The sequence below is a fragment of the Cryobacterium melibiosiphilum genome (assembly GCF_003602235.1).
Classification (GTDB): domain Bacteria; phylum Actinomycetota; class Actinomycetes; order Actinomycetales; family Microbacteriaceae; genus Cryobacterium; species Cryobacterium melibiosiphilum.
Genome location: NZ_QZVS01000097.1, coordinates 104,404 through 130,160, shown reverse-complemented (window position 1 = coordinate 130,160; position 25,757 = coordinate 104,404). Strand labels below are relative to the sequence as shown.

General features: G+C 67.7%; 18 protein-coding genes. 13 read left to right on the top strand and 5 right to left on the bottom strand.

Going from position 1 to position 25,757, the window contains the following annotated elements; translation table 11 throughout:
• Positions 1 to 41: 41 nt before the first annotated feature.
• The 7 genes from pyrH (at position 42) to D6T64_RS21080 (ending at position 5,088) form a co-directional block, all read left to right on the top strand.
• Positions 42 to 758 (top strand): UMP kinase, encoded by a 717-nt coding sequence (gene pyrH / locus D6T64_RS21110; RefSeq protein ID WP_119976649.1) that lies wholly within the window; start codon positions 42 to 44, stop codon positions 756 to 758.
• Positions 759 to 789: 31 nt separating this feature from the next.
• A complete protein-coding gene (gene frr, locus D6T64_RS21105) occupies positions 790 to 1,344 on the top strand; it encodes a ribosome recycling factor (RefSeq protein WP_119976648.1) in 555 nt (184 codons plus the stop codon).
• Positions 1,345 to 1,356: 12 nt separating this feature from the next.
• Positions 1,357 to 2,409 carry a phosphatidate cytidylyltransferase gene (locus tag D6T64_RS21100; protein WP_119976647.1) on the top strand — a complete coding sequence of 351 codons (1,053 nt, stop codon included), beginning with the start codon at positions 1,357 to 1,359 and terminating at the stop codon, positions 2,407 to 2,409.
• Between the two features lie 47 nt (positions 2,410 to 2,456).
• Complete coding sequence (locus tag D6T64_RS23325; RefSeq protein WP_233551479.1) at positions 2,457 to 3,122, top strand: DivIVA domain-containing protein; 666 nt, start codon at positions 2,457 to 2,459, stop codon at positions 3,120 to 3,122.
• A 155-nt stretch (positions 3,123 to 3,277) separates the two neighbouring features.
• On the top strand, positions 3,278 to 3,895 hold the full coding sequence (locus D6T64_RS22950; protein WP_199719255.1) for an aggregation-promoting factor C-terminal-like domain-containing protein: 618 nt from the start codon (positions 3,278 to 3,280) through the stop codon (positions 3,893 to 3,895).
• Positions 3,896 to 3,984: 89 nt separating this feature from the next.
• Positions 3,985 to 4,278, top strand: a complete 294-nt coding sequence (locus D6T64_RS21085) for a hypothetical protein (protein WP_119976646.1) — start codon at positions 3,985 to 3,987, stop codon at positions 4,276 to 4,278.
• 90 nt (positions 4,279 to 4,368) lie between these two features.
• Positions 4,369 to 5,088 carry an alpha/beta hydrolase gene (locus D6T64_RS21080; protein WP_119976821.1) on the top strand — a complete coding sequence of 240 codons (720 nt, stop codon included), beginning with the start codon at positions 4,369 to 4,371 and terminating at the stop codon, positions 5,086 to 5,088.
• On the opposite strand, the gene D6T64_RS21075 is transcribed toward D6T64_RS21080, so the two are convergent.
• The gene (locus D6T64_RS21075) at positions 5,085 to 6,134 is read right to left on the bottom strand and encodes an AI-2E family transporter (RefSeq protein ID WP_119976645.1); all 1,050 of its coding nucleotides are present in this window, start codon (positions 6,132 to 6,134) and stop codon (positions 5,085 to 5,087) included. The two genes, D6T64_RS21080 and D6T64_RS21075, sit on opposite strands and share 4 nt — an antisense overlap.
• 106 nt (positions 6,135 to 6,240) lie before the next feature.
• Positions 6,241 to 7,854: a coiled-coil domain-containing protein gene (locus D6T64_RS21070; protein WP_119976644.1), complete on the bottom strand. Its 1,614-nt coding sequence runs from the start codon at positions 7,852 to 7,854 to the stop codon at positions 6,241 to 6,243.
• A 238-nt stretch (positions 7,855 to 8,092) separates the two neighbouring features.
• Between D6T64_RS21070 and D6T64_RS21065 the strand changes: the two genes are divergently transcribed.
• Together D6T64_RS21065 and D6T64_RS21060 are read left to right on the top strand one after the other, a co-directional pair.
• A complete protein-coding gene (locus D6T64_RS21065) occupies positions 8,093 to 9,913 on the top strand; it encodes a hypothetical protein (RefSeq protein WP_119976643.1) in 1,821 nt (606 codons plus the stop codon).
• The gene (locus D6T64_RS21060; RefSeq protein ID WP_119976642.1) at positions 9,910 to 10,869 is read left to right on the top strand and encodes a tetratricopeptide repeat protein; all 960 of its coding nucleotides are present in this window, start codon (positions 9,910 to 9,912) and stop codon (positions 10,867 to 10,869) included. Before D6T64_RS21065 ends, D6T64_RS21060 begins: the two co-directional genes overlap by 4 nt.
• A 75-nt stretch (positions 10,870 to 10,944) precedes the next feature.
• Here the strand turns inward: D6T64_RS21060 and glgB are convergent, their stop codons facing one another.
• Both glgB and D6T64_RS21050 read right to left on the bottom strand, forming a co-directional pair.
• Entirely contained in the window at positions 10,945 to 13,260 is a 2,316-nt protein-coding gene (gene glgB / locus D6T64_RS21055) for a 1,4-alpha-glucan branching protein GlgB (protein ID WP_119976641.1), read from the bottom strand.
• On the bottom strand, positions 13,257 to 15,233 hold the full coding sequence (locus tag D6T64_RS21050; RefSeq protein ID WP_119976820.1) for an alpha-1,4-glucan--maltose-1-phosphate maltosyltransferase: 1,977 nt from the start codon (positions 15,231 to 15,233) through the stop codon (positions 13,257 to 13,259). Before D6T64_RS21050 ends, glgB begins: the two co-directional genes overlap by 4 nt.
• Positions 15,234 to 15,394: 161 nt before the next feature.
• Between D6T64_RS21050 and glgP the strand changes: the two genes are divergently transcribed.
• Positions 15,395 to 17,983: an alpha-glucan family phosphorylase gene (gene glgP / locus D6T64_RS21045; RefSeq protein ID WP_119976640.1), complete on the top strand. Its 2,589-nt coding sequence runs from the start codon at positions 15,395 to 15,397 to the stop codon at positions 17,981 to 17,983.
• Positions 17,984 to 18,045: 62 nt separating this feature from the next.
• Here glgP and glgX read toward each other — a convergent pair whose 3' ends face one another.
• A complete protein-coding gene (gene glgX, locus D6T64_RS21040; protein ID WP_119976639.1) occupies positions 18,046 to 20,094 on the bottom strand; it encodes a glycogen debranching protein GlgX in 2,049 nt (682 codons plus the stop codon).
• A gap of 118 nt (positions 20,095 to 20,212) precedes the next feature.
• On the opposite strand from glgX, the gene D6T64_RS21035 reads away from it, so the two are divergent.
• From D6T64_RS21035 to ligA, 3 genes are read left to right on the top strand one after another with little or no spacing between them, the layout of a single operon-like run.
• Positions 20,213 to 21,400 carry a cysteine desulfurase family protein gene (locus D6T64_RS21035; protein WP_119976638.1) on the top strand — a complete coding sequence of 396 codons (1,188 nt, stop codon included), beginning with the start codon at positions 20,213 to 20,215 and terminating at the stop codon, positions 21,398 to 21,400.
• Between the two features lie 46 nt (positions 21,401 to 21,446).
• A complete protein-coding gene (gene mnmA / locus D6T64_RS21030) occupies positions 21,447 to 22,649 on the top strand; it encodes a tRNA 2-thiouridine(34) synthase MnmA (protein ID WP_233551478.1) in 1,203 nt (400 codons plus the stop codon).
• Entirely contained in the window at positions 22,642 to 25,047 is a 2,406-nt protein-coding gene (gene ligA, locus D6T64_RS21025; RefSeq protein ID WP_119976636.1) for an NAD-dependent DNA ligase LigA, read from the top strand. Before mnmA ends, ligA begins: the two co-directional genes overlap by 8 nt.
• Positions 25,048 to 25,757: the final 710 nt, after the last annotated feature.

Genomic DNA, 25,757 nt, shown 5'->3' with positions numbered 1-25,757 from the left:
GTAGTTTTGAAACAAATCACAACGGAAGGCGTCCCACGCACATGAACAACTCGGGCAAGAAGCGCAGGGTCCTCCTCAAACTTTCCGGCGAAGCGTTCGGCGGCGGCAGCGTGGGCGTCAATCCCGACGTGGTCAGCTCCCTCGCGCGTGAAATCGCCGAGGGCGCCAAGCAGGTTGAGGTCGCCATTGTCGTCGGTGGAGGCAACTTCTTCCGCGGCGCCGAACTGTCCCAGCGCGGCATGGACCGCGGTCGGGCCGACTATATGGGCATGCTGGGCACCGTCATGAACGCCCTCGCCCTGCAGGACTTCCTCGAGCAGGCGGGCGCGGAAACCCGCGTGCAGTCCGCCATCGCGATGACCCAGGTCGCCGAACCGTACATCCCTCGCCGCGCCGAGCGTCACCTCGAAAAGGGCCGGGTGGTCATTTTCGGTGCCGGAGCCGGCCTGCCGTACTTCTCCACCGACACGGTCGCCGCCCAGCGTGCCCTGGAAATCGACGCCGATGTCGTGCTCGTGGCCAAGAACGGCGTTGACGGCGTCTATTCCGATGATCCGAACACCAACCCCGACGCCCAGAAGATCCACCACCTGACCTACCGTGACGCCCTGCAGCGCGGCTTGAAGGTCGTCGACTCGACCGCCTTCAGCCTGTGCATGGACAACAGCATGCCGATGCAGGTCTTCGGCATGGCACCCGAGGGCAACGTCACCGACGCGATCCTCGGCAAGGATCTGGGCACCCGGGTCTCCAACTAAGCTTGTTCCAGCCACCGAAGAAGGAGTCACCGTGATTGCGGATGTTCTGTCCGACGCCACCGCGCGCATGCACAAGGCCCTCGAGGCCGCCAAAGACGATTTCGGAACGGTCCGCACGGGTCGTGCGAACCCGCAGATGTTCGCCAAGATTCTCGTCAGCTACTACGGCACTCCGACGCCGCTCGAGCAGCTCGCCTCCCTGCAAAACCAGGAAGCGCGCACGCTGCTCATCACGCCCTACGACAAGAGCGCGATGCGCGACATCGAGCAGGCCATCCGCGATACCCCCAACCTCGGGGCCAACCTCGGCAACGACGGTGTCGTCATTCGCGCGTCGCTGCCCGAACTCACCACGGACCGTCGCAAGGAATTCGTCAAGATCGTCAAGACCAAGGGTGAAGACGGCAAGATCTCGGTGCGCAACATCCGCCGTAAGGCCAAGGACGAGCTCGACGCGTTGAAGAGCGACGTGGGCGATGACGAGGTCGCTCGCGCCGAGAAAGAGCTCGAATCGATCACCAAGACGCACGTCGACGCCATCGACGATGCCCTCAAACGCAAGGAAGCGGAGCTCCTCGAGATCTAGGGGAGTACCACAATGACGACGCCCGAACCCGGACCTTCACAGCCGGATGCCCCCACTCCGCCACCCAGACGTGGCAAGGGGGTCAGCCACGGTCATGGGGTCAACCGCGCCGAGTTCCGGGCCCAGGTCAACGCCACCCGCAGCGATTTCGAGCGCCAGGTCCAGGCCTCGAAGGCCGACTTCGATCGGCAGGTGCAGGCCACTCGGGCACACCTGGACGCGACGAACGAGCGTATCGAGGCGCGCACGGGCCGCAACCTGATCCTGGCGATCCTGATCGGGCTGGTCCTCGGACTCACGATGCTCTTCAGCCTGATCCTCATCAAGGAGATCTTTCTGATCTTCGCCCTGGTCGTGGTGGGCTTCACCGCCTTCGAGCTGGCCCAGGCCCTGCGTCACGCCGGCCTGAACGTGCCGCGCATTCCGGTGATCGTGTCGGCCTGTGCCGTCGTTCCGGCGGCCTTCCTGTGGGGTGCAGCGGGTCAGTGGCTCGCGACGCTGGGCGGCATTGCCCTGATCGGCCTGTGGCGCCTCGCGCTGCTGGCCTGGCCGGCGCACCGAGCGGATGCTCGCGCGGTCGGTCGAGATGTCAGCGCGGGCATCCTGATCCAGGTTTACGTCGTCTTCCTGGCGAGCTTCGCCGTTCTCCTCGTCGGGAAAGACGGTGGGGAGTGGTGGACACTCGCGTTCCTCTGCCTCGTGATCGCCGCCGACACCGGGGCCTATGCCAGCGGACTCTCGTTCGGCAAGCATCCGATGGCGCCCAGCATCAGTCCCAAGAAAACCTGGGAGGGCTTCATCGGTGCCGGGGTCGTCGTGATGATTGCCGGCGTGCTGCTCGCGGTGTACATGCTGCAGCAGCCGTGGTGGTTCGGCCTGATCTTCGGTGCCGTGATCCTCGTCAGCGCGACCTTCGGTGATCTGGCGGAATCCCTGATCAAGCGGGACCTGGGCATCAAAGACATGAGTTCGTGGCTGCCCGGACACGGCGGCTTCCTCGACCGCCTCGATTCCATTCTTCCGTCGGCCGGTGCGGCCTATACGCTCTACCTCATTTTCGCGTGACCCCGCCTCGTTTCGACAGGCGTCGCCCGGTGGGACACAATGAAGATGTGAGCACCACCTTTCCCCGCACCGACAAGAAGACCCTGGGCTACAGCAGCGAGCAGGTTGAGGCATTCCTTGCCCTCGCCCGCAGTGCCTACGATGCCCAGGATGACGCGCAGGACGATGCTCAGGACGACGCGCACAGCGACGCGCCGGTCGAGCCACACGCGGAGGACGACACCGCCGTCGTGCCAGCTCGCCGTCTGCACGGAGCGCCGTCCCGGGCACACCCGACACAGCTCACCGCCGACACGATCCGCCACACCGCCTTCGCCATGCAGAAGGGCGGATATTCCCCGGCCCAGGTCGATGCGGCCCTGGAACGCCTCGAAGACGCCTTTGCGGCCCGTGAACGCGAGTCTGCCGCCCGACTGATGGGGGAGGAGGCATGGATGGAGCAGGCGCAGGCCAGTGCCCAGATCATTCTCGCTCGCCTCGGCCGCGATCGTGGCCACCGGTTCACCCGCACCAGCGTGTTCAGCGTCGGCTACCGCCGCGCCGACGTCGACCGATTCGCGCACCGACTGCAGCGGTATTTTTCGGAGGGGCGTCCCCTGTCCGTCGACGAGGTACGCACCGCCGTATTTCGTGCGGAACGTGGCGGCTATCGTGAAGCGCAGGTCGACGCCCTGCTCGACAGTGTCATCGATGTGATGCTCGCTGTGCGCTGAACGAGTGACCGTTATCTGCTCGTTATCTAGGCGAATGTCGCAAAGTCGGCTAGGGTCGGGTAATCGTGGGTAGACATTTGAGCGTAATCGAGTCCAGCACGGCCCCCCGTGGGGGCCGAATCCGCAGAACCCGCTCGAAGGCCAAGGCATCGCACGTGCTTTTTGCGTTCACCGCCGCGTCCGCCTTCATGCTGGTGACGATCGTCGATCCATACTCCGGCGCGACGGCCTCCCCCTATTTTCAGATTGCGCCGACGGTTGTTGACCGGTTCGACGGTCAGAGCGCCCAGACCCTCGCCGTTGCCGGCGGCTTCACGAACACGGTGTCGCGCGACGGCTTCGTCGTGACGGAGGTCATCCCCGAGCCGGTGCCCGTCGCCGCCGCATCGGTCGCCGAGACCGAAACGGACACCGAAGCGGAGACCTCCGAGCCGAAGGTCTACACCGCGCCGCCCGCCGCTGTCCCCGATCCCGGATCGGCCAAGGCGTATGCCTATACCGCGATTGCTTCTCGTGGCTGGGGCGAAGAGCAGTACAACTGCCTGGTGTCGCTCTGGCAGAAGGAATCCGGTTGGAATGTCGCCGCGATGAACTCCTCCAGCGGTGCCTATGGCATTCCGCAGTCCCTGCCGGGCTCCAAGATGAGCTCCGCGGGATCAGACTGGGAGACCAACGCCGCCACGCAGATCGAGTGGGGCCTGGGCTACATCACCGACCGCTACGGCTCCCCGTGTGGTGCCTGGGCCAAGTCGCAGAACTCCGGCTGGTACTAGGCGATTCTGCCCCTCCGTGCCACGGGCGCCTGGGGGCTGTCAGGGCCCTGCGGCGTCGTCTGTCGTCCGACTCGCCGTAGACTGGTTTTATGGCGCGCAGCAACCGACCCAGGGGCCGCAAGCCGGAACCAGACGATGACGGCGACCTCGGCCACCTGCTCGAGGGCTGGCGGCGCAGCGAGGTTCGACGCGACGGACTCTGGCACGTCCAGCCCATTCCTGCGGCACAGGCCGCGAAAACCTACCTCTGCCCGGGCTGCCGCCTGCAGATCGCACCCGGCACGGCCCATATGGTGGCTTGGCGTGGCGACGGTGTTCTCGGCGACGCCGCCGACCTGTCGAACCGGCGACACTGGCACACGCACTGCTGGCGTATCAAGTGATCTTCATCAAGTGATCAAGGAGCCCGCATGAGTGATCCCCGCGCGACCAGCACGACCGCAACCGAGACCACCGCGACCGGCACCAGCCCGATCGAGATTCGCGGCGGCGTCGAACTGCCGGCGATCCGCGAACACATCGAGCTGCAGACTTCGGATGGGCTGACCCTGGTCGGCGAGTTGGCGACCCCGGCGCGCCGGGCTCCGGTGGCAACGCTCGTGACCCTGCATCCGCTGCCCACGGCCGGCGGCTTCATGGACTCCCACATCCTGCGCAAGGCGGCGGGGCGGTTGCCGGCCCTGGCCGATCTGGCCGTGCTGCGTTTCAACACGCGCGGCACCAGTTCCCCACGCGGCACGAGCGACGGTGACTTCGACGGGGGAGTCGGCGAGCGAGCTGACGTGGCGGCGGCGATGGCCTTTGTCGCGCAACGCGGTTTGCCCAATCCCTGGCTCGTCGGCTGGTCGTTCGGTACCGAACTCGCCATCAAGTACGGCCTCGAACACCCCATTCTCGGGGCGATTCTGCTGTCCCCGCCCCTGCACCGGGCGACGGATGCCGAACTCGCCGCCTGGGCGGGAAACTCCCGCCGGCTCGTGGCCATCATCCCCGAACACGACGACTATTTGAAGCCCGCGGAGGCGCGCGCCCGGTTCGCCGTCGTTCCGGAGACCCACTTCGTGGCCGTCGAGAACGGCAAGCACCTCTGGGTCGGTGAGGCGATGACCCGCCGGGTACTCGACGAGATTGTTGCCGTCGTCAACCCGGGGGCGCTGCCGCTGCCGAGCGAGTGGTCAGGGCCCGCCGCCTAGAGCTCGTTCTGGCGCGGGATCACGACCTGTTTGATGATCATGATGATCGACGCCGCCACCGGGATGGCGATGAGGGCGCCGAGGATGCCGAGCAGTGAGCCGCCGGCCAGCGCCGCGATCACGACCACGGCGCCGGGAACCGACACCGCCCGGTTCATGATGTTCGGGCTGAGCACGTAGGCCTCGACCTGCATGTAGATCAGGTAGTAGATCGCGGCGACCAGGGCCGTGAGGGGCGAGCTGCCGATGCCGGGGATCAGGCAGGTCAGCACGATGATGACCGACCCGGAGATCGTTCCGACCAGGGGAATCAACGACAGCAGGAAGGCGATGAACGCGAGCAGGGCGGGGAAGGGGGCGCCGATGATCGAGAGGAAGATGAAGCTCAGCACGCCGTTGCAGGCGGCCAGCCCGGCCTGCCCGACCACGTAGCGACCGACGGCCTTCGTGATCTGCTCGCTCAGGTCGGTGAACCGCTCGCGTTTGGAGGCGGGAACGAGCTGGTAGCTCGCGCGCTTCATGGTGTTCAGTGAGGCCGTGAAGTACAGCGTGAGAATCAGGATGATGAGCCCGCCGAACAGGCCGTTCACGACGGCCAGGCCTGACTGCACGACCGTTGCGGTGATGGTGTCGAGGTTTCCGCCGAGGTAGTCGGTGACCGCCGAGACGATCTCGTTGACCTGCAGGGTCGGGAACTGGTCCTGGATGTCGAGCAGCAGTGTCGATGAGTTGATCGAGCGCACCAATTGGGGAAACTGCGCCGAGAGTTTGGTGACCTGCTCGATGATGATCGGCACGACCGCGAAGATCACGCCGGTGAGCACCCCGAGCACGCCAACGAGCACGGTGAGGATGGCCGCCCAGCGCGGAAAACGCTTGCGCTCCAACCAGGACACGGCCGGATCGAGGCCGAGAGCGATGAACAGGGCCGCTCCGATGTAGATGATGATCGTCTGGAGGGTGATCACCGAGGTGATGATGAGCAGCCCCAGACCCACGCCGAGGGTGCCGACCAGACCGAAACGGAACGCATTCTGAATCTTCACGCGGATCTCCCCACTCGTGCGGCCGGTTCCGGCCCGATCAATACCGTAGTGCTCGGGCAGCCCAAGACCCCGGATTGGTCAGCGTGGCCCGATCAATCCGCGGGGGCTAGTCTTTTTCGCTGGAGACCCGTTCGGCCTGGGTGAGCACGCTGCGCAGGCTTTCGAAGTAGCCGGCGACGGCATCACGTTCGACCCTGATCTGCTTCATGCGGTCTTCCGCGTCGGTGACGAGCTCCCTGGTGCGCTCGGTGGCTTCGTGCAGGATCGCGGCGGCCTTCTCTTCGGCCTCGCGGATGGTGCGCTCCGCGGTCTCCTCGGAGGCGACCTTGAGGTCCTTGGCGATGACGCGTGCTCCGCCATCGAGTTCGGCGTTGAGCTCCCGCAGCTCCCGCAGCCGCATATTGGTCTCGGTGAGCTGCCGGGTGGCGTCGCCCTGGAACTTCTGGGCCAGTGCCACGGCCTCACGGTGGCGGGCCAGGTGTTCCTGCTCGGCCTCGTCGCGCCGGGCCTTGAGCTCGATGTCGAGGTCGGCACGGGCCTGGTCGGTTTCCCGGCCGAGCTGGGCGGCTTCGAACTCGACCGCACGACGGGTCGCCGTCAGCTCCGTGTCCAGGTCGATGCGGGCCTGTTCCCGGGCTGCGTCGAACTCGGCCCTGGCGCGGGCGATCTCGCGGGCCAGCTCGGCGCGGGCGTCCTCCGCTTCGATCGTGATCTCGGTGCGAATGGTCGCGGCCTCTCGTTCGGCGGTCGCGCGCTGCCGTTCGAGGTCGCGCGCCAGTTCGGTCTCGGCCTGTGCGCGCTCGGTGATGATGGTGTTGCGTCCGTCACGCAGATCCCGGTCCAGGTCGCTGCGAGCCAGCTGAATCTCGGCGGCAGCCTCACTGCGCGCGAGCGCCAGCTCCTCGGCGAGGTCCCTTCGGGCCTGTTCGGTCTCACGAGCGAGGTCGGTTTCGGTGCGTTCCGTGCGTTCGGCCAGATCGATGCGTGCCTGCTCGGTTTCCTGGGCCAATACGGCACGCTTCTGGTCAAGCTCGTGCGCGACCGCCGAACGGGTCAGCTCGGTCTCGCGGCCGAGGCCCGCGGCGGTCTCGCGTGCGTCGGTGGCCTCGCGCTGGGCGACCACGCGCACCTCGGCGGCCTCGCGTTCGGCTTCGGAGCGGATGGCGGCCACCTCACGCTTGACCGTCGCGCGCGCTTCGGCGGCTTCCGTGGCCACCGTGCCGCGAATGAGCGCGGCCTCGCGCAGGGCCTCCTGGGTCAGGGTGGCGTGCTCATCCTGCGCCCGGGAGAGCAGGTCATCCGCTTCTCCCCGCACGTCGTCGAGGATGCGGCGAGCCTTGACCTCGGCATCGGCCAGCGTGCGGTCTGACTGCTCCGTGGCGGTGCGGTGCAGGTCGTCGACTTCGTGGGCCACGGTCGCACGCAGCTTCTCGGCGTCGATGTCGGCCTGGGCGATGACCCGGGTGGACTGCTCCTCGGCGACGCGAAGAGTGCTTTCCAGCTTCGTGCCGAGGCCCGAGAAGGTAGGGCTGCCGACCTCATCGATCTCCTGGATGAGGTCGTGAACCTGGGCGGACAATCGCTTCACTTCGGCGCTGGCCGAGGCGCTCTGGGTGTTGGCCTTGATCAGGTCGCGGCGCAGTCCCTGGATCGCTTTATCGACCTCTTCCTTGTCGTAGCCACGGAAGACCTGGGCAAATTCAGCCTCGTCGTTGGACACGGTGGTGACTCCTCAAGGTGGGGGCGAATCCTGCTCTCGTGAAGCGGAGCAGGCAAATTAACTGTAGTCGTCCCGCCGTGGAATCCGGTCAGGGCACAGCGTGGCGCGACGTGCGACCTATTAGGTCGCTCTCAGGAGAGTCCACTATCGTAGAACGTCCGTGTCTGTTGCCTTTCGGACCCGTACTGGTGTTGACCGCGAGCTCACGCCGACTGATGGGCAACACAGGAAGGAAGACGTGCGTTTTGTTTTCGCCATTGTGGCGTTCGTTCTTGCTGCGGCGATGATCGTGCTGGGCCTTGCCCAGCGCACCGTGTTCCTCGAACCGAACTCGATCTCCCTCAGCACAACCGTGACGGGGGATGCCGCTTACACGGTCATCGACCCCTCTGCGCTGGCCGCGTACTCCGGCCGTCAAACCGTGTCGCTGAGCGGCCCCGGTGAGGTCTTCATGGCCTTCGGCCGTTCGGCGGATGTCGACGCGTGGATTGGAAACGACGCCCACGTCGACATCAGTCTCGTCGACGGGGAACTCGTCGCGACCGACACCGCCGCGACGACGGATGGCTCCGAGAGCGACACCGATACCTCCGAAACGACCGAGGTCGTTGATGAGCCCCAGACCAGTCCGGTCGGCTCCGACCTCTGGCTGGACGAATTCTCGGCCCAGCAGGAGCTCGTCTCCGCCATCAACGTGCCGGACGACATCTCCCTGATCGTCGCCTCCGACGGTGTTGAGCCGGCGCCGAGCGAGATCTCGCTGTCCTGGCGGGTGGACAACGGCACCCCGTGGGCCGGTCCGCTCATCGTCGGGGGCGCCGTGATGCTCCTGCTCGGGCTTGTGCTCTATCTCCTCGCGCTGCTGCACCTGCGCCGATCCCGCGGCCCGCGCCGCAACGTGCCGCGCCCCCGGCTGCCGCGCCTGCCCCGTCCGCCGCGTCCGCGCGCTCTGAAAGCCAGTGAGATCACCGGCCCGCGCAAGTCCCTCAACCGGTTCGTCGTGATCGTTCCGGTCCTGACCATCTCGGGTCTGGTATTGAGTGGATGCTCCGCCGAATTCTGGCCGGGCGGCGGGGATCCGGTCTCCGGATCGAGCTCGACGGCCTCGCCGACACCGAACTCGACCGATGAGGCCGAAGACGCGACGGCGCCGGCGCCCGCGGCGGTGACCGTACCCCAGCTGGAGCGCATCGTGGCCAAGATCTCCACGATCGCCACCGAGGCGGATGCCGCCCTCGACTCCGACTCACTGACCACACGCTTCACCGGGCCCGCCCTGGAGCAGCGCCTGGCCAACTACAAGATTCGCGCTGTCGCACCCGAGGTCACGGCGTCGGCGGCCATCCCCGCATCGCCGCTGGTGCTCACCCTGCCCCAGCAGACCGAATCCTGGCCTCGCACGGTGATGACCGTGATCCAGGATACGGACACCACGAGCGTCGCACCGACGGCACTGGTGCTGAGCCAGGAGACACCGCGGGACAACTACCTCGTCGAGTACGCGGTGCAACTCGAGCCCGAATCCCGCGTCGACGTCGCGCCGGCCATCGTCGGAGCGCCGCTCATCGCGCCCGACTCGCGGCTGTTGCTGATGCCCCCGGACGAGGTCGGCGCCGCCTACGCCGATATTCTGGCCCAGGGTGAAGCCAGCCAGTGGTTCGACAAATTCGAGGCAACCGGTGACAGCTTCCGTTCCCAGGTCGCCGAGCGCCGGGCAACCGCCATCGCGGAGCTGGAAATCACGGCGGCCCTCGAATACACGAGCACGGGCGGCTCGGGGCGCACGTTGGCCCTGGCGACGAACGATTCCGGCAGCGTCATCGCGGTCAGCCTGAACGAGGTCGAGACCGTCAGCCCGGTCGCCGAACAGGCCGTCGTCGGCCCGGAGGAAGGTTCCGTCTCGAGCAGGGCGCTGTCGGGTATCGACGAGTCGACCAAGGGCCTGCAGAGTACCTACGCCGACCAGCTGCTCTTCTACGTGCCGGCCGCGGGGTCAGACGACAAAATTTCCCTCCTGGGCTTCTCCCAGGGCCTCATCTCATCGGCGGAGCTTCCATGACCAACGTGCCCCCTTCCGGATCCAACCTGCGCGGAGCGGTTGATCTCTCCTCGCTCGTGAACCGGCCCTCAGCGCCGAGCCCGGCGGCATCCGCCGCCCCGCAGACGCCGGGCGCCGCCCCCTCCGGACCGGTCGCCGTTCCCAGCCTGGTGCTCGACGGCACCGACGCGAACTTCGGTGAACTGCTGGAACTCTCCACGACAATCCCGATCATCGTCGAGCTGTCCACCGACTGGTCTGAGCCGGGCAAACAGCTCACACCGGTGCTGCACACGGTCATCACCGACTATGCGGGGCGTTTCCTGCTGGCCAGGGTCGACATGGAGGCCAACCCCCAGCTCGCCCAGGCATTCCAGGCCACCTCCGTTCCCACGGTGGCCGCCGTCATCGGCGGCCAGCCCGTGCAGCTGTTCACCGGGGCGCTGGCCGAGGCCGAAGTGCGGGACGTCTTCGAACGCCTCCTGCAGCTGGCCGCGGAGCAGGGCGTGACCGGCAGCGCCACGGTCGCGGATACGGCTGTGGCCTCGCCCGAGCCCGCGCCGCTGCCGCCGCACCACGCCGAGGCCTACGAAGCCATCGAGCGCGGCGACTTCGACACCGCCCAGGCGGAATACCGCACCGCGATCGCGCAGGACCCGGGCGACACGATGGCCGTCGCCGGGCTCGCCCAGGTGAGCCTGTTGGCCCGGCTGAAGGGCAAGACGCTCGATCAGATCCGCTCGGGGGCGGCCTCCGCTCCCGACGATCTGCAGGCCCAGCTGCTGGTCGCCGACCTCGACCTGTCCGGCGGTCACATCGAGGATGCCTTCGACCGGCTTCTCGGCCTGTTCCCGGCCCAGGACCCCGCCGGGCGCAACGCCATTCGCGAGCGCATCCTCGAGATGTTCGAGGTCGTCGGCGCGGAAGACCCGCGGGTCGCTCCCACCCGCAGCCGCCTCACGGCACTGCTGTACTAGACGCCAGCACGTCAACGCCCCCGGCACGACCCACGCGAGTGGGTCGTGCCGGGGGCGTTCGTGTGCGGCGTCCGGCTACGGCCGGTACTTGAAGTACACGCCGGCGAGCGGCGGCAGGGTGATCGTCGCCGCGGCTGGGCGCCCGCCCCACGGCTCGGACTCGGCCCAGACACCGCCGAAGTTGCCGACCCCGGAACCGCCGAAGTCCGCGGCATCCGTGTTGAGGATTTCGTCCCAGCGGCCCGCGAACGGCAGGCCCACACGGTAGTTCTCGTGCGGGTGCCCGGCGAAGTTGAAGAAGCAGGCGATCGGTTGGCCGTCGTTGTCCCAGCGCAGGAACGAGACCACGTTCTGGGCGGCCGCGCCGCCGTCGATGAGCTCGAATCCGCTCGGGTCGTTGTCCCGTGCCCACAGGCTCGCGTTGGCCTGGTAGACCCGGTTGAGCTGGCCGACGAAGGTGAACAGGCCGCGGTGAGCGGGCTGGTCGAGCATCCACCAGTCCAGGCCGCGCTCTTCGCTCCATTCGGAGCGCTGGCCGAATTCCTGGCCCATGAAGAGGAGCTGCTTGCCCGGGTGCGCCCACATGAACGACAGGTAGACGCGCACGTTGGCGAGTTGCTGCCAGGAGTCACCGGGCATCCGGTTGATGAGCGAACCCTTGCCGTGCACGACCTCGTCGTGGCTGATCGGCAGCAGGAAGTTCTCGCTGAACGCGTACATGAAGCTGAAGGTGATGTCGTTGTGGTGGTACGAACGGTACATCGGGTCGACGCTGATGTACTCGAGCGAGTCGTGCATCCAGCCCATGTTCCACTTGAACCCGAAGCCGAGCCCGCCGCCGCTCGTCGCGGCCGTCACCCCACCCCAGTTCGTGGATTCCTCGGCGATCATCATCGTGCCGGGGTTGCGGCGGTACGCCGTCGCGGTCACTTCCTGGAGCAGGCTGATGGCCTCGAGGTTCTCGCGGCCGCCGTACTGGTTGGGCTCCCACTCACCGTCCTTGCGGGAGTAGTCGAGGTAGAGCATCGAGGCGACCGCGTCAACGCGCAGGGCGTCGATGTGGAACTCTTCGAGCCAGTAGAGCGCGTTCGCGACCAGGAAGTTGCGCACCGGCGGGCGGCCGAAGTCGAACACCAGGGTGCCCCACTCCTTCTGCTCGCCGCGGCGCCAGTCGGGGTGCTCGTAGAGGGGCTGGCCGTCGAAGCGGGCCAGGGCGAAGGCGTCCTTCGGAAAGTGGCCGGGGACCCAGTCCATGATCACGCCGAAGCCGGCCTGGTGCAGCCGGTCGATCAGATAGCGCAGGTCGTCGGGGCCGCCGAAGCGGCTCGTCGGCGCGTAGTAACCGCTGACCTGGTAGCCCCACGAGCCTCCGAACGGATGCTCCGAGAGCGGCATGAACTCGACGTGCGTGAACGCGAGCTCGCCCAGGTATCCGATGAGCTCGTCGGCGAGGTCGCGGTAGCTGAGGCCCGGCCGCCAGGATCCGACGTGCATCTCGTAGATGCTCATCGGCTGGTCGTGCGGGTCGGTGGCCGTTCGGGCCGCGATCCACGCCGCATCCGCCCACTCGTAGTGGGATTCGGCGATGACCGATGCTGTCTGCGGCGGCACCTCGGCGGCCCGCGCCATCGGGTCTGCCTTGGCGATCCACTCGCCGTGCTGGGTGAGCAACTCGAACTTGTAGGTGGACCCGGTGACGAGGCCCGGGATGAACAGCTCCCAGACCCCGGAGCCGCCCATGTTGCGCATCGCGTGGGTCACGCCGTTCCAGCCGTTGAAGTCACCGATCACGCGCACGGCCTGGGCGTTCGGGGCCCAGACGGCGAACGACGTGCCGTCGAAGGCGGTGTTCACGCCCCACTGCTCGCGGTGGTGCGCGCCGAGCACGTCCCACAGGCGTTCGTGGCGGCCCTCACCGATCAGGTGCAGGTCGAGCTCGCCGAGGGTCGGCAGAAAACGGTAGGGGTCGTCGGCGATCCAGGCGGGGGCGCCCTCGTAGCGGGATTCGACGGTGTAGTCCTGCAGGCCGAGCGTGCTCGTGCCCTCCCAGATGCCGAACGCGAGGTGGTTCAGTTCGACGTGCGCGCCCGAGGCGAGAATCGCGGTGACCTCGGTGGCGAGCGGCCGCAAGGAGCGGATGGTGACGAGCGGGTCGGTGACGCCGGCCGCGTTCGCGAGGTGCTGGCCGAGGACCTGGTGCGGGCTGTAGTAGCTGCCGGCGGCCACGGCCTGCAGCACGTGCACGGGAAAACCACCGATCGTGTCGGGTTCAGGGGTCGGTGTGGTGGCCGGTGTGGTGGCCGGAACGGCGGCTGCCGGGGGCGCCGCGGCGGGGGTGGGCGTCGCCTTGGCCTTGTCGGCCGGGGTGGTGTCTCCTGTTGCGGGCGTCATGCGCTCCGTCCCTTCACGTGCAGAATGTGCAGCGGTTCTGTGAATGCGTCGAGCCGCACGAAGTTGTCGGCCGTCCAGGTCCAGGTCGTTCCGGTGAGCAGGTCGGTCACGTCGAAGGGCTCTCCGACGGGAATGCCGAAGCGCGTCACATCGAGGTGCACGACGGTCTCCCGCACCGAGTGCGGGTCGACGTTGATGACGATGAGCAGGGCATCCGCTTCGCCCGTTCCGGTGTATGCGGCGTCGAGGTACTTGCTGAAGACGAGGATCGAGTCGTCATCACTCGAGTGGATGTCGAGGTTGCGCAGCTGGCCGAGCGCCGGATGGTCCCGGCGGATCTGGTTGAGCTGGGTGATGAACGGAGCGAGGGACTGGCCGAGCTCTTCGGCCTTGGCGAAGGAGCGCGGCCGGTACTCGTACTTCTCGTTATCGATGCTCTCCTCGGCACCCGGCCGGGCGACGCTCTCGTAGAGTTCGAAGCCCGCGTAGACCCCCCAGCTCGGGGAAGCCAGGGCGGCCAGCGCCGCGCGGATCTTGAAGGCCGCCGGCCCGCCGAACTGCAAGAACTCGGTGAGGATATCGGGGGTGTTGACGAACAGGTTGGGCCGCAGAAAATTGGGCGTCTCGCGGGCGAGCCCGTCGAAGAAATCCTCGAGCTCTTCCTTCGTATTGCGCCAGGTGAAGTAGGTGTACGACTGCTGGAAGCCGACCTTGCCGAGCGCCTGCATGAGCGCGGGCCGGGTGAATGCCTCCGCGAGGAAGATCACATCGGGGTGCTGGCTGTTGACCTCGGTGATGAGCCATTCCCAGAAGTCGAGGGGCTTGGTGTGCGGGTTGTCGACCCGGAAGATCGTCACGCCGAGGTCGATCCAGTGCGTGAGCACCCGCAGGGCCTCGGCACGGATGCCCGCGGGATCGTTGTCGAAGTTGATCGGGTAGATGTCCTGGTATTTTTTCGGCGGATTCTCGGCGTAGGCGATCGACCCGTCGGGCAGGGTCGTGAACCACTCCGGGTGGGCGGTGACCCACGGGTGGTCGGGGGACGCCTGCAGGGCGAAGTCGAGGGCGACCTCGATGCCGAGCTTTTTGGCGCGGTTGAGGAAATACGTGAAATCGGCGGCGGTGCCGAGGTCGGGGTGGATCGCATCGTGGCCGCCGTCGGCCGAGCCGATCGCCCAGGGCGAGCCCGGGTCGAACGGCCCCACGGTCAGGGAATTGTTCGGGCCTTTGCGAAACGACGTGCCGATCGGGTGGATCGGCGGCAGGTAGAGCACGTCGAAGCCCATGGCGGCGACGGCGGGCAGGCGTTTGGCGGCGGTACGAAAGGTTCCGCTCTTCCACGAGCCGTCGGCGAGTTTTTTGGCGCCCTCTGACCGCGGGAAGAACTCGTACCAGGAGCCGACCGCGGCACGCTTTCGCTCCACGATGATGGTGCGCGGCTCGGAGACGGAATCCAGCCCGGCCAGCGGATGCAGCGCGATCGCCTTCGCCAGTTTGGCCTCATCGAGCGCGGCGAGGCGCTCGGCGACGGGAAGGTCTCCATTCACGAGAACCTTCGCCGCGGCGCGGAACAGCCGGCGTTCGGCGGCCACGCGGCCACTGTCGGCCGCCGCGACGGACAGCAGCTCCGAGCCGATCAGAAACATCAGGTCGACGTCGACGCCGGCCGGGATCTTGATGAGCGCGTTGTGACGCCAGGTGTTCCAGTCGTCGGCGTAGGCGCCGATCCGGTATTCCCAGCTGCCCGGCTGGTCGAGCTGCGCTTCGGCGGCCCACCGGTCGGTGCCGGGAACGGTCAGCGTCATCGGGCGGCTCGTGAGGGCACCGTCGGGAGCGCGCAGCAGCAGCGTCACGCCGATGAGATCGTGACCTTCCCGGAACGCGGTCGCCGCAAAGGGAACGACCTCGCCGACGAAGGAGCGGGTCGGCCACAGGTTGTCGGGGAGCTGGGGCGATAGATCGAGTACGGGGATACGGCCGACGCGCGCAACGAATTCGGTTGCGCGCGGTGCCTGGTTAACGAGGTCTCGGTTTCCTGCTGTCTTAGCCACAACACGACCGTAGCGCGAATAAATCGCAAAACCTGCTTCTCGTGGTTACCCATTCGACACAAGCCGCCCCTAGTGTTGGGTTCGTGAAGGCGATCCGCAAATTTACAGTCCGTGCAGTACTCCCCGAACCCCTCGTGGCTCTTGAAGAATTAGCGGGTAACCTCCGCTGGTCCTGGCATGAGCCGACGAGGCAACTGTTTGAACAGATCGCTCCAGAGTTGTGGCGTTCGATCGGAACCGACCCGGTGGCGCTCCTCGGCGCCGTCGATCCGGCACGGCTCGACGAGCTGGCGCGCGACCAGGACTTCGTGAACGCGGCCAACGCGATGCGCGACGACCTGCGCGACTACCTCGAACAGCCGCGCTGGTATCAGGGCCTCGAAGGCGAGAAGCCGGCGGCCATCGCCTACTTCTCCCCGGAGTTCGGGATCGCGGCGGCGTTGCCGCAGTATTCCGGCGGCCTCGGTATCCTCGCCGGTGACCACCTGAAGAGCGCGTCGGACCTCGGCGTGCCGCTCGTCGGCGTCGGCCTCTTCTACCGTGCGGGGTACTTCGCCCAGTCGATTTCGCCCGACGGCTGGCAGATGGAGAGCTACCCGCTGCTGGATCCCGACGGGCTCCCGCTGTCCGTCCTGCGCCGCGCCGACGGCTCGGCCGTGCAGGTCTCGCTGGCCCTTCCCGACGGTCGCACCCTGCACGCGCGGGTCTGGCAGGCGCTCGTGGGACGCATCCGCTTGCTCATGCTCGACGCGGACATCCCCGAGAACCCCGACGACCTGCGCCTGGTCACCGACCGCCTCTACGGCGGCGGCGGCGAGCACCGGCTGCTGCAGGAGCTGCTGCTCGGCATCGGCGGCGCCCGCGCCGTCAAACTATGGAGCGAGCTCAAGGGCTACCCCGAACCCGAGGTGTTCCACACCAATGAGGGACACGCCGGGTTCCTCGGCCTCGAGCGCATCTCGAGCCTCATCGGCGAAGGCCTGAGCTTTCAGGAAGCCCTGCAGGTCGCCCGCGCCGGAACCGTGTTCACCACGCACACCCCGGTCGGCGCCGGCATCGACCGGTTCGACCGCGGCCTCGTGCGCCGCTACTTCGGCACCGACCTGCTGCCCGGGGTCAACGTCGACGACCTGCTCGCCCTCGGCGCGGAGACCTACGCCGGCGGCTCGCCCGACGTGTTCAACATGGCGATCATGGGCCTGCGCCTCGGCCAGCACGCCAACGGCGTGTCGACCCTGCACGGTGAGGTCAGCCGCAAGATGTTCAGCGGACTGTGGCCGGGCTTCGACCCGAGCGACGTGCCGATCGGGTCGATCACCAACGGCGTGCACGCGCCGACCTGGACCGACCCGGCACTGCTCGCCCTCGCCCAGGATCGCCTGGGCGCCTCGGACACGTCCACGGCCGACTGGAATTCGCCCGCCGTGACCGATGAAGACCTCTGGAACGTGCGCGGCCAGATGCGGCTGCAGTTCGTCGAAGACGCCCGCCGTCGCCTGCTCGCGGCCTGGCAGGAACAGAACCCCGGCGGCATCGCGCCGGCCTGGATCAACGGCGTCTTCGACCCGAACGTGCTGACCATCGGTTTCGCCCGCCGGGTGCCGACCTACAAGCGGCTCACGCTCATGCTGCACGACCCCGAACGCCTGCGGGCCCTGCTGCTGCACCCAACGCGCCCGATCCAGATCGTCATCGCCGGCAAGTCGCACCCCGCCGACGAGGAGGGCAAACGCCTGATCCAGAAGATCGTGCAGTTCGCGGCGACTCCGGAACTGCGCCAGCGCATCGCCTTCCTGCCCGACTACAACATCGCGATGGCGCAGCTGATGTACCCGGGAACGGATGTCTGGCTCAACAACCCGCTGCGTCCCCTCGAGGCCTGCGGCACGAGCGGCATGAAGGCGGCGCTCAACGGCGTGCTGAACCTGTCGATCCTCGATGGCTGGTGGCCGGAATATTACGACGGTAAGAACGGCTGGGCGATTCCGTCAGCGGATGCCGCGGGCGATTCCGCCGAGCGCGACCGGATGGAGTCCGAGGCACTCTACGACCTGATCGAGCACCACGTTGCGACGCGCTTCTACGAGCGTGAGGGCGACGAGGTGCCGAAGCGGTGGGTGGCCAGCATCCGTCACACCCTCGCAACCCTGTCGCCCGAGCTCAGCGCCGACCGCATGGTGCGCGAGTACGTGCAGAAGCTCTACCGGCCCGCCGGGCACTACGAGCACCTGCTGTCGACGAACAACTTTCGAGCGGCCCGCGAACTGGCCGCCTGGAAGGGCCGCATCCTGCAGGCCTGGCACGGCGTCGCGGTCACGCACGTCGAATCCGGCGGTGTCAGTGCGGTGCCGGAGGTCGGCGACGACCTGCACCTGCGGGCACACGTGCAGCTCAACGGGTTGCTCCCCGATGACGTCACCGTCGAGGTGGTCTACGGACGCAGCACGAGCGGCGACGACCTCAGCGAGACGAGCACCCAGGCGCTCGAAATCGAAGCCGAGAACCCGGCCGACGACGCGACCGGGTCAGCCGGCGGCGGCGTTCCGACGCTGTTCACCGGAACGGTCGAACTCGACCGAGCCGGGGCGTTCGGTTACACGGTACGCGTGGTTCCGCGCAACGACCTGCTGATCAGCCCGGCTGAGATGGGCCTGGTCGCGGTCGCCTCGTAGCCTCAGAGCCCGAACAGGAATGCCCCCGACCAGTGGTCGGGGGCATTCCTGTTCGTCGGGCGTCAGTCGTTGGCGCGGAACAGCTGCATCGACGCCCCGGGCACGAGCAGGGGAGTGCCGGGAGCGTGCTCGATGCTCGACTCGTCGAGCTCGTCATGGCTGGAATCCCAGAGCAGGGTATACGACGACACGCCCGGGTGCAGCGGCAGCGTGACCGTGAGGTCCTGCTCGAGGGCGTGCACGACGAGCAGGATGCGGTTGAAGCCCTCGTGCTCGGGGGTGCTCGCCGCCATGTACTGCAGGGTGCGCTCCTTGGGGGAGTTCCAATCCTGCTGGGACATCGACTTGCCCTCGATGTTGTACCACTCCAGGTTGCTCGCGCTCAGGGTGGTCTCCCCGAGCCGGCCGAAGTGCACGGGCCGAAGCGCCGGGTTCTCCCGGCGCAGCTGCAACAGGCGGCGGCTGACGCGATGCAGGTCCTGCTGCCAGTCGTCGAAGTTCCAGTTCAGCCAGGTGAGCTCGCTGTCCTGGCAGTAGGCGTTGTTGTTGCCGCGCTGGCTGCGGCCGAATTCGTCGCCGGCGGTGATCATTGGCACGCCGGCGGAGAGCAGCAGCGTGCCGAGCAGGTTGCGAATGGCCTTGCGGCGGGTCGCGAGCACCTCGAGGTTGCGGGTGGGGCCCTCCACACCGTGGTTGAAGGAGTTGTTGTTGTCGGTTCCGTCGCGGTTGGACTCGCCGTTGCCGAGGTTGTGCTTCTCGTTGTAGGCGGTGAGGTCGGCGAGGGTGAAGCCGTCGTGTGCCGTGATGAAGTTCAGCGAGGCGAGCGGCCCGCGGTCGGTCGCGAAGGTGTTCGACGAGCCGGCCATCCGGGTTGCGAAACGGCCGATTCCCGAGCCGACCGAGCCGCGGGTGCGCATGCTCTGAATGTCCGAGAGCCAGAAGTCGCGCATGCGGTCCCGGTAGCGGTCATTCCACTCCGACCAACCGGGCGCGAAGTTGCCGGTCTGCCATCCGCTCATGCCCATGTCCCACGGTTCCGCGATGAGCTTGACGCCCTGCATGTCGGGGTCGTCCCTAATCGCCGTCAAGAGCGGATGCTCCGGCCGGTATTCGACGTTGCCGTCGCGTCCGAGGGTCACGGCCAGGTCGAAGCGGAACCCGTCGATCTGTACCTCGTTGGCCCAGTATTTGAGCGAATCGAGGACGAGGCGCTGGGGGACCTCGTGGCCGAAGTTGACGGTGTTGCCGCAGCCGGTGACGTCGATGTACGACCCGTCGTCGTTCTGGCGGTAGTAGACGGCCTCGTCGATGCCGCGCAGGCTCGTCACCGGGCCGTTCGGGCCCTCTTCGGCGGTGTGGTTGTAGACCACGTCGAGGATGACTTCGAGGCCGGCCTCGTGCAGCAGCTTGACCATGCCCTTGAACTCGCGCAGCACCGATTCGGGGCCGCTGGCCTGGGCGGCCTGGGTGGCGTAGTCGGCGTGGGGGGTGAAGAAATTGAGGGTGTTGTAGCCCCAGTAATTAATGAGTCCCTGTTTGATCAGGCGCTGCTCGGAGACGAACGACATCACCGGCAGCAGTTCCACCGCCGTCACACCGAGGTCTTTCAGGTAAGCGATCGTCGACTCGTGGGCGAGGCCGGCGTAGGTTCCGCGCAGGTGTGCGGGAACGGCCGGGTTGAGTCGGCTGATGCCGCGCACGTGGGCCTCGTAGACCACGGTGTGATCGAGCGGAACGGCCGGTTTCTCGGCGCCGTTCCAGTCGAAGTACCCGTCGATCACGCTCGACTGCCACTGGTCGGGGCCGACCCGCACCAAGCCCCGCGAATAGGGCTCGATCAGGGTTTTCTCTGGGTGGAATGAGTTGCGCGGGCCCGCCGGGCCGGTCACCCGGATGCCGTAGCGGCGGCCGGGAGTCAGGGTGCGGGACTTGCCCGACCAGACATTCGCCTCGTCCCGTTTCATCGGCACGCTCTTCACGATCCAGTTGGGGTCGGTATCGTCGAAAATGCAGAGATCCATGCCGTCGGCCGTCTCCGACCACACCCGCAGTTCTCCGCCGGTACTGGTCACCCGCACTCCGAGGGAGCGCAGGGAATCGGCGGATGTCATGGGTTCTAGAGTAATCAGTGTGAGCGCGCGCGCCGACCACGGGTGCCACGGGGCGAGAATCGCATCGGCCGAGCGACCACGACGAACGACCCGGACGACCAGACTGAATGAGATGTATATGACTGTGTACTTGGATCATGCGGCGACCACGCCCATGCTCCCCGCGGCAATTCGACGCTACGCCGACGCGATGGCGGTGGTCGGAAACCCGGCCTCGGTGCACAGCGCCGGCCAGAACGCGAAGCGGATGCTCGAGGAGGCCCGCGAGACCGTCGCCGCGAGCCTCGGCTGCGATCCCATCGAAGTCGTGTTCACCGGCAGCGGCACCGAGTCCATCAACCTCGGCATCAAGGGGCTGTTCTGGGCCCGGTCTCCGCGCACCCGCATCCTCGTTCCCGGCGGAGAGCACCATGCGACCCTCGACACCGTGGAATGGCTCGAACGCCACGACGGCGCTGTGATCGAGTGGATTCCCCTCGACGCGGTGGGGCGCATCGACCTCGTCGCGCTCGCCGCCGCGATCGATCGTGATCCCACGGATGTCGCCCTCGTCACCCTGATCATGGCCAACAACGAGGTCGGCACGCTCCAGCCGGTGGCCGAGGTCGCCGCGCTCGCCGCGGCCCACGGCATCCCGGTGCACGTCGACGCGGTCGCGGCCTACGGCTACGTGCCGGTCGACTTCGCGGCGCTGTCCGCCGCGGGCGTCTCGGCGCTGAGCGTCTCGGCGCACAAGGTCGGCGGCCCTGTCGGCATCGGCGCGCTCGTGCTCGGCCGCAGGACCACCGTCGAACCGCTCATCCATGGCGGCGGGCAGCAGCGCAAGGTGCGCAGCGGAACCCAGGACGTGGCGGCATCCGTCGCCTTCGCCGTGGCGGCTGGTGCCCTCGGCACCGGGCAGGCCAGCGAGACCGCGCGCCTCGCAGCGCTGCGCGACCGGGTCATCGCGGGAGTGACCGCCCTCGTTCCGGCCGCCGTGCTGAACGGCGACCCGGTGGCATCCGGTCGCCTGCCGGGCAACGCCCACTTCAGCTTTCCGGGCTGCGAGGGCGACTCGCTGCTCTTTCTGCTCGACGCCGCCGGAGTGTCCGTGTCGACCGGTTCTGCCTGCCAGGCCGGGGTGCCCGAACCCTCGCACGTGCTGCGGGCGATGGGCCGCAGCGAGGTCGAATCCCGCGGCGCCCTGCGCATCACCCTCGGCCACACGTCGACGGATGCCGACGTCGATGCTCTGCTGGCCGCGCTGCCGGCCGCGCACGCGCAGGCTGCCCGCGCCGGCATGGCCGACCGCGCGCCCGGCACCTAGGCCGCCCGTCGGTGGCGCGCCCAGCCTCGCCGAGTACACTCGCACGGTGAAGGTTTTAGCAGCAATGAGTGGCGGTGTCGATTCCGCCGTGGCAGCCGCGCGTGCGGTCGAAGCAGGGCACGAGGTGGTCGGCGTGCATCTGGCGCTGAGCCGAATGCCGGGAACGCTGCGCACCGGCAGCCGCGGCTGCTGCACCGTCGAAGACTCGATGGATGCCCAGCGCGCCGCCAACATCATCGGCATCCCGTACTACGTCTGGGATTTCTCCGAGCGCTTCAAGCTCGACGTCGTGGACAATTTCATCGCCGAATACGCCGCCGGCCGCACCCCGAACCCGTGCATGCGCTGCAACGAGAAGATCAAGTTCGCCGCCCTGCTCGAAAAAGCCGTCGCCCTCGGCTTCGACGCAGTCTGCACCGGCCACTACGCGAGTATTTTGACGGATGCCGCGGGCAACAAGGAGCTGCACCGCGCGAGCGCCGAGGCCAAGGACCAGTCCTATGTGCTGGGCGTGCTCACCGCCGACCAGATCGCACACTCGATGTTCCCGCTCGGCACCACGCCGTCGAAGACGCTCGTGCGGGCCGAAGCGGCCGCCCGCGGCTTCTCGGTCGCCAACAAGCCCGACTCCTACGACATCTGCTTCATCCCCGACGGAGACACTCGCGGCTGGCTCGGCGAACGTGTCGCTCCCGCCACCGGTGACATCCTCGACCGTGAGGGCAACAAGCTCGGCACCCACGAGGGCGCCGTGGCCTTCACCGTCGGCCAGCGCAAGGGCCTCTCGATCGGCACCCCCGCCGCCGATGGCAAGCCCCGTTTCGTGCTCGAGGTGCGTCCGGTCAGCAACACCGTTGTCGTCGGCCCGAAGGAAGCCCTCGCCGTGAAGGAGATCGCCGGCGACAAGTACACCTGGGCCGGTCTCGCACCCGAACACCCCGAGGTCGCCTTCAACTGCCACGTGCAGATTCGCGCGCACTCCGAGCTCGAACCGGCCATCGCGCAGGTCGTCACCCGCGCAGACGGCGGTGTTGAGTTCAAGATCCTGCCCGAGCAGCCGCTCACCGGCGTCGCGCCCGGCCAGACCGCCGTCGTGTACATGGGCACCCGAGTGCTCGGCCAGTGCACCATCGACCGCACCGTCAGTGCTGTTCCGGTCTCGGCTGTTCCTGCTGCCGCCGCCGGCATCGCCACCACCACACTTCTCGCAACGTCCGCGTCGGCCAGCCCCGCCACGGTCAATGCCTGACGCCGCCGAAGAAACACTCCCCGAACCGTCGGTGGCCGCGTCGACGAAAGCGACCACCCCCACCGACCTGGCGGCCGCATCCGCCGAGGCCGCCGACCTCACCACCCACATCCTCGAAGCCCGCGACGCCTACTACGGCCAGGACACCGTCATCATCGACGACTCCGCGTACGACGCCCTGGTTCAGCGCCTCGGCGAACTCGAACGTCTGCACCCCGAGCTGCAGAGCCAGGACAGCCCCACCCAGACCGTCGGCGGCCGCGCCGAAGTCACCCTCTTCGACCCCGTCACCCACGCCGAGCGCATGCTCAGCCTCGACAACGTGTTCTCCCGCGAGGAATTCGAGGCCTGGGCCCACAAAGCCGTCGAGAACTCGGGCCGGGCCGTGCATTTTCTCTGCGAGCTCAAGATCGACGGCCTCGCCATCAACCTGCGCTACGCCGATGGGGTGCTCGTCTCGGCGGCCACCCGCGGTGACGGCGTCGTCGGCGAAGACGTCACCGAGAACATCGACCTTGTGCCGGGGATCCCGGGACGGCTGGCCGATCTGCCGGACGGCGCGGCGCATCCGTCGCTGATGGAGGTGCGCGGCGAGGTGTTCTTTCCCGTCGCCGCGTTCGACGAGCTCAATGCCGCGCAGGCCGCCTCGGGGGAACGGGTTTTCGCCAATGCGCGCAACGCGGCCGCCGGGTCGCTGCGCCAGAAGGCCGCCGGCAAGAACCCCGACCAGCTTGCTCTTATGAAGGCCCGTCTCGGTCGGCTGCGGATGCTCGTACACGGCATCGGTGCGTGGGAGAACCCGCCGGTCGCCACCCAGTCCGAGGTGTACGGGCTGCTGAGTACCTGGGGGCTGCCGACCAGCAGCTACTTCACGGTCACCACCTCGGTCAACGAGGCCGCCGACTACATCGAGTACTACGGCGCCCACCGCGCCAGCGTCGAGCACGAACTCGACGGCATCGTCATCAAGATCGACGAGCTGGCGCTGCACGCCGAACTCGGCGCCACCAACCGGGCGCCGCGCTGGGCGATCGCCTACAAGTACCCGCCCGAACAGGTCAACACGAAGCTCCTTGACATCGTCGTGAGCGTGGGCCGCACCGGCCGCGCCACCCCGTTCGCCGTGATGCAGAAGGTGCTCGTCGCCGGCTCCGAAGTGCGCCAGGCGACCCTGCACAACCAGGACGTGGTCAAGGCCAAGGGCGTGTTGATCGGCGATACGATCGTGCTGCGCAAGGCCGGCGACGTGATCCCCGAGGTGCTCGGCCCGGTCGTCGAACTGCGTGACGGCACCGAACGCGAGTTCGTGATGCCCGTCAACTGCCCCGAGTGCGGCACCCCGCTCGCCCCCGCGAAGGAGGGTGACATCGACCTGCGCTGCCCGAACGCGCGCAGCTGCCCCGCGCAGGTGCGTGGCCGGGTCGAACACATCGGCAGTCGCGGGGGCCTCGACATCGAGGTGCTCGGCGAGGTCGCGGCCTCCGCCCTGACCCAGCCGACCGTGCCGGCTGAGCCGCCGCTCGTGACCGAGGCCGGCCTGTTCGACCTCAGCTTGGAGCACCTGCTGCCGATCCAGGTGATCGTGCGTGACGCCGAGACCGGGCTGCCGAAGGAAGACGACGACGGCGTCGCCAAGATCCGCATGCCGTTCCGCCGCAACCCGACCGCCGCCGAGAAAAAGGCCGGCCTGACCGGTCCGCAGCCGTCGACGAGTGCCCTGAAGCTGCTCGCCGAGATCGAGAAGGCCAAGACCAAGCCGCTCTGGCGCATCCTGGTGTCGCTGAACATCCGTCACGTCGGGCCTGTTGCGGCCCGCGCCCTCGCGAACCACTTCGGCGCCCTCGACGCCATCCGAGCCGCGAGCCGCGACGAACTTGCGCAAGTTGACGGGGTCGGCGGCATCATTGCCGACGCCGTGCTGGCTTGGTTCGAGGTCGACTGGCACGTGGAGATCGTCACGCAGTGGGCCGCGGCGGGTGTGCAGTTCACGACTCCCGGCCACCCCGGCCCGGGCGCGGCCGAGGCCGCCGGGGGAGTGCTCGCCGGGATCACCGTCGTCGCGACGGGGTCGCTCGAAGGCTTCACCCGCGAGGGCGCCCAGGAAGCCATCATCGCCGCCGGCGGTAAAAGCGCGTCGAGCGTGTCGAAGAAGACCCACTTCGTGGCCGCCGGCCCCGGCGCCGGGTCGAAACTCACCAAGGCCGAACAGCTTGGCATCCGCATCCTTGACGCCGACGAGTTTCGCCTGCTGCTCGAGGGCGGCCCCGACGCCCTGCCCCCGGTCGACGCCGACACAGAAGCTGACCCCGCCGACCCCGCCGACCCCGCCGGCCACGCTGACTCCGCCGACCCTGCCGACCCTGCCGACCGCGCCGGCCACGCTGACTCCGCCGAGTAACGTCCGACACTGGCCCCGCCATCACTGTGCACTCCATGCAGGTCATGCGCCCCAAAACTGCACGTGCGCGTGGCAGGCCAGGCACACGTGCAGTTTTGGGGCGCATGGGCGCGCCGGGCTGCAACATTCGCGCGCATCAGCAGCTTTTGGGCGCACGACAGCTCGCCCGTTGTGAGCGCACGTGCAGGTTTGGGCGCTCGATCGAGCCGGGCTGCAACATCCGGTCGCATCAGCGGCTTTGGGCGCAGGACGGCCGGCACGTTTCGGGCGCACGTGCAGCTTTCCGCCGCGTGAGTGGTTCTCCGGCGCCGGGCGGTAGAGGCCAGGCATCCCCCCGGGTGATCTGAGCCAGTTCGTGGCCCTGACGTCGTCCTCAAGGGGCGTTCTGTGACACTTCGTGCGCGAGGTGTCAGAGACGGCCTCATGGAGGCCCCGCGGTGCGCGCGAAGTGTCAGAGATGGCCCCTTCAACTCGATTCAAGGGGCCATCTCCGCCACGTCGCGGCGGTGACATCGACCCCAAGGGGCGCTCTGTGACACTTCGTGCGCGAGGTGTCAGAGATGGCCCCATGGCCTGTATTCGGCCGACGCAAGGTGTCTACGATGCCCGTTCTCCTGAGGAATATTAAGCAGCTTTCCGTCTGTCCCCGCTCAGGGTCCGCTGCGCGGCAGCCCCTGACCCGCAGCGTCCGCTGGCTGGCCGCGCTGCCG

What these genes read in the sequence shown, in the direction of transcription:
- ligA (WP_119976636.1), top strand. Translation starts at nt 22,642, where the DNA reads ATGCCTGACGCCGCCGAAGAAACACTCCCCGAACCGTCGGTGGCCGCG.
- D6T64_RS21100 (WP_119976647.1), top strand. Translation starts at nt 1,357, where the DNA reads ATGACGACGCCCGAACCCGGACCTTCACAGCCGGATGCCCCCACTCCG.
- D6T64_RS21035 (WP_119976638.1), top strand. Translation starts at nt 20,213, where the DNA reads ATGACTGTGTACTTGGATCATGCGGCGACCACGCCCATGCTCCCCGCG.
- pyrH (WP_119976649.1), top strand. Translation starts at nt 42, where the DNA reads ATGAACAACTCGGGCAAGAAGCGCAGGGTCCTCCTCAAACTTTCCGGC.
- glgX (WP_119976639.1), bottom strand. Translation starts at nt 20,094, where the DNA reads ATGACATCCGCCGATTCCCTGCGCTCCCTCGGAGTGCGGGTGACCAGT.
- D6T64_RS21060 (WP_119976642.1), top strand. Translation starts at nt 9,910, where the DNA reads ATGACCAACGTGCCCCCTTCCGGATCCAACCTGCGCGGAGCGGTTGAT.
- glgB (WP_119976641.1), bottom strand. Translation starts at nt 13,260, where the DNA reads ATGACGCCCGCAACAGGAGACACCACCCCGGCCGACAAGGCCAAGGCG.
- D6T64_RS21085 (WP_119976646.1), top strand. Translation starts at nt 3,985, where the DNA reads ATGGCGCGCAGCAACCGACCCAGGGGCCGCAAGCCGGAACCAGACGAT.